This is a genomic window from Moorena sp. SIO4G3, assembly GCF_010692305.1.
In the GTDB taxonomy this organism is placed as follows: Bacteria; Cyanobacteriota; Cyanobacteriia; order Cyanobacteriales; family Coleofasciculaceae; genus Moorena; species Moorena producens_A.
In genome coordinates this window covers 1-3,822 of sequence record NZ_JAAHIG010000580.1, presented here as the reverse complement: position 1 = coordinate 3,822, position 3,822 = coordinate 1, and the positions used below count along the sequence as shown (strand labels likewise).

The 3,822-nt window shown below is 41.8% G+C and carries 4 protein-coding genes; 3 read left to right on the top strand and 1 reads right to left on the bottom strand.

Annotated elements, in window-relative coordinates; all coding sequences use genetic code 11:
- A partial coding sequence (locus tag F6J99_RS43105) for a hypothetical protein (RefSeq protein WP_293123097.1) occupies positions 1-186 on the top strand: 186 nt, incomplete at its 5' end.
- Here the strand turns inward: F6J99_RS43105 and F6J99_RS43100 are convergent.
- On the bottom strand, positions 154-903 hold the full coding sequence (locus F6J99_RS43100; protein ID WP_075900912.1) for an SDR family oxidoreductase: 750 nt from the start codon (positions 901-903) through the stop codon (positions 154-156). The two genes, F6J99_RS43105 and F6J99_RS43100, sit on opposite strands and share 33 nt — an antisense overlap.
- Before the next feature lie 341 nt (positions 904-1,244).
- Between F6J99_RS43100 and F6J99_RS43095 the strand changes: the two genes are divergently transcribed.
- Together F6J99_RS43095 and F6J99_RS43090 are read left to right on the top strand one after the other, a co-directional pair.
- Complete coding sequence (locus tag F6J99_RS43095; RefSeq protein WP_293123094.1) at positions 1,245-2,567, top strand: tetratricopeptide repeat protein; 1,323 nt, start codon at positions 1,245-1,247, stop codon at positions 2,565-2,567.
- A 68-nt stretch (positions 2,568-2,635) separates the two neighbouring features.
- Positions 2,636-3,820: an FAD-binding protein gene (locus F6J99_RS43090; protein ID WP_293123091.1), complete on the top strand. Its 1,185-nt coding sequence runs from the start codon at positions 2,636-2,638 to the stop codon at positions 3,818-3,820.
- Positions 3,821-3,822 lie beyond the last annotated feature (2 nt).

Here is a 3,822-nt window from a genome sequence, read left to right as displayed (position 1 = left end):
CCCGACAATCCTAACCTAGACTTATTACTTGCCTTAGCCAACTGCCAGTTTCCACCAGCTCGTACTCAAGCCCATCAGTGGATACAAGCAATACCAACTCATTTGATTACCGCCAGCCCGCTGATCAGCTATGAATGCTTACGACTCCTACATCTATTGAGCGAGAAACCCTCCATCTACAGCTAAAAATTCTCCTGTAATAAAAGATGCTTTATCTGAACACAGAAAAACGACAGCATTGGCAACTTCTTCTTCTCTGCCTACTCGACCCATAGGATGTTTTTTAATAAACTCTTGATAGAAAGGAATAGGGAAGAAAGGACGAGCCATGTCTGTGTCAATTACACCGGGACATACGGCATTAACACGAATGTTAGACTGTGCCACCTCTAAAGCTGCTGTTTTAGTTAAGCCTAATACTGCGTGTTTACTAGCGGTATACAGAGATATTGGTGATAAAGCAACCAAACCTAGAATAGAAGCACAATTAACAATTGCTCCCCCTCCATGATTTAACATATAGGATAGTTCGTATTTCAGAGATAAAAATACCCCTTTAACATTGACATTAAAGACTTGGTCATAATTTTCTACTGTTTCTTCGGTAATTGGATTTCCTACAGCGAAACCAGCATTATTAAAAGCACAATCAAGATGACCATAGATTTCAACAGTTTTTTCGACTAAATTCTTAACCTGTTCTTCTTGAGTGACATCAGTTTGGATAAAAATCCCTTCTCCACCTACTTGTTTGATTAACTCAACGGTTTCTTCTCCTTCTTTACTTCGACGGGCAGCAACCACAACTTTTGCACCTTCTTTGGCAAAGGCGATCGCCGTTGCTCGACCAATACCAGAACTAGCACCAGTAATTAAGGCAACTCTATTTTTTAGTTCTTCCATTGTTGATATCTCAGGCAGGATAAGCGTGTCTAAAATACTATTTATAGCGTTTCTAGGATTTATGAGGTACGCTTCTAAACCTCAAAGTCCCCCTTGATAAGGGGGATTTAGGGGGATCTCTTTGTACCTCATGGCATAGAGAATTGCTATATAAAATACTATTATATAAGTAACAACCAAAGGGAGTAGGTCAAAGTTGCAGAACAGATCAACTATGTACCATCAGAGCGTGCTTAAACCCATGAGGGGGCTAGATAATTAGTACAAATGTTCTATATAATTAACATGCTCCCACAACCAAGAAAGCTGAAGGCTGACAGCTGAGCCAGGGGTAAGTAAAAATGAACCAAGAAAGAAAACAAGCATACCTCAACTTGCTCCACCAACTCCTAACTTGCCCCAAGGGTAAAGAAATGAAAATTATTAATAGCAACCTTGAGTTAGTGGATGCAGAATTATTGCAGGTAATGGCACAATCAGCCGACTATCTAACAGGAAATGGCCACCAAAACGCGGCTAACTTTTTACTACGTATCAGGAGTAAGCTTTTAAAGGGTCTGGCAATTTCAGAAACCCTTACTTCAGCTAAGGCTTCATCGGAAGAGTATCAGCAATTATTAGAGGAAGTATTGCTAGCAACCGCTAACAGCAAAGGCGACCGCGAAGCTGTCTACCAACTCCTGGTAGCAAACCTAGACAAACTCGATCATAATTTTATCCCTATCCTGCAAACCTGGGCAAGTGCTAAACTCTCAGCAGCGGAACCAGAAACAGCAACAGAAATCGCTAATAGTATCTGGGAATTCAGCACCATGATCAGCGATTTTTCCCTGGGCAATCAAGCCAATAACAGGGAAATCGCTATTGCTGGTTACCAAACGATGCTAACCGTTTTTACTAATCAAAGTAACCCGGAAATTTGGGCAGCTATTCAAAACAACTTGGGCAATGCCTACTGTGACAGAATCCGTGGCAATCGGGCTAATAATCTCGAAAAAGCCATAGATGCATACCAAGTAGCCTTGGAGGTTTATACCAAACCAGACTTCCCCGAAGATTGGGCAAGTACTCAAAACAACCTGGGCATAGCTTACTGTGAAAGAATCCGTGGAGACCGGGCTGATAATCTCGAAAAAGCTATTAAAGCATTCCAACTAGCCTTGGAAGTTCGCACCAAACCAGACTTCCCCATTGATTGGGCAATGACTCACTATAACCTGGGCAATGCCTACTGTGAAAGACTCCGTGGAGACCGGGCTGATAATCTCGAAGAAGCCATAGAAGTATACCAACTAGCATTAGAAGTTCGCACCAAACCAGATTTCCCGGAAGATTGGGCAAGTACTCACAACAACCTGGGCATAGCCTACAGTGACAGAATCCGTGGAGACCGGGCTGATAATCTCGAAATTGCTATTGCCCAATACCAACTAGCCTTGTCTGTTTATACTAAACAAGACTTCCCCGAAGAGTGGGCAAGGACCCTATATAACCTGGGTAATGCTTACAGCAACAGAATAGTAGGAGAAACTACAGAGAATCTGGAAAATGCGATCGCATGCTATGAAAATGCCTCAGAAATCTTTACCCGTGAGGAATTTCCCGAAGATTGGGAAAACCTTCAACGTCATATTGCTAAACTACTGATTCAGCTAAGAAACTGATAGCTGACAGCTTATCTATTCTATGCTAAAATATAGAAAAACCATTACAATATTTTTCATAAATTAATATGTCACCTGCGTGGTCAAATTGGAGGGGTAATGTTTCTTGCAACCCCAAAAGTATTGTCGAGCCATCTTCTAACGAAGATCTCAAGAAAGTTCTTGCCATGGCTCGAACCGAAAAGATGAAAGTTAAGGTGGTTGGTTCGGGACACTCATGGTCAGAAGCTGCATGCACCGATGGTGTTCTTGTATCATTAAAGCGACTAAACCGGGTAATCGAGCTAGACCGAGAACGGGGCACCGTTACTGTCGAGCCAGGAATAACACTAAACAGCTTGAATCAATACCTAGACCAACACGGCATGGCCTTGGAAAACCTGGGAGCAATCACCAAGCAGACTATTTCTGGTGCCATAGCAATGGCTACCCATGGAACAGGAGACAAAAACGGCTCACTGGCCAGTGCAGTGGTCGAGCTGGAGCTAATGAAAGCATCCGGGGAAGTTGTCCGCTACCAACAAGATAATCCCACATTTTATGGAGTATGTGTCAACTTGGGTGCCCTTGGTATTATTACTAAATTAACCCTTCGTTGTGTCCCTACATTCTTCTTGCGAGATATTCAACAACCGATGTTGACCGACCTTCTCAGAAAAGAAATAGACACATTAGTTAAAGAAAACGATCATTTCCAATTCTTTGAATTTCCCCACACCTCACGCTCCTATTGGTTTAAGTTTAATAAAATGGATGAGCCGGTTACTCCCATGCCATTATGGAGACAATTCCTAGACGACCTATCTAGAACTATATCTAGAGAAGGCAATGGAATCGGTGACTGGATTACCAGGACGTTTCCTTTTACAATTCCTCTCATCTTTAGAGTAGCTTTTTTTACTAATCTACGGGGATTAAACCGTTGGGATAAGAGCTTTAAAATCCTCGCCTTTGAGAATATTAATTTCACCTATTCCGAGTTGGAGTATGCCATACCAAGGTCAGCTGCAATCAAAGCTCTGGAGCAAATTCACCAGATGATAAAAAACCAGGGATTTAGGATAAACCTACCAATATCAGTTCGATTTGCTAGTTCCGAAGAGCATTGGTTAAGCCCACTGTATCAAAGAGAATCGGTATATATTAGCCTTAACTTATCAGGGTCAGATTTTAAAGTGATTGAAAACTATCATCGGGAAGCCGAACAGATATTAATATTGAAGCGATCACTCAAACGCCCGGATTTTTTTTAATT

Bases quoted from the DNA above. Each gene is read 5' to 3' on its own strand.
- F6J99_RS43100 (WP_075900912.1), bottom strand. From the start codon at position 903: ATGGAAGAACTAAAAAATAGAGTTGCCTTAATTACTGGTGCTAGTTCT.
- F6J99_RS43095 (WP_293123094.1), top strand. From the start codon at position 1,245: ATGAACCAAGAAAGAAAACAAGCATACCTCAACTTGCTCCACCAACTC.
- F6J99_RS43090 (WP_293123091.1), top strand. From the start codon at position 2,636: ATGTCACCTGCGTGGTCAAATTGGAGGGGTAATGTTTCTTGCAACCCC.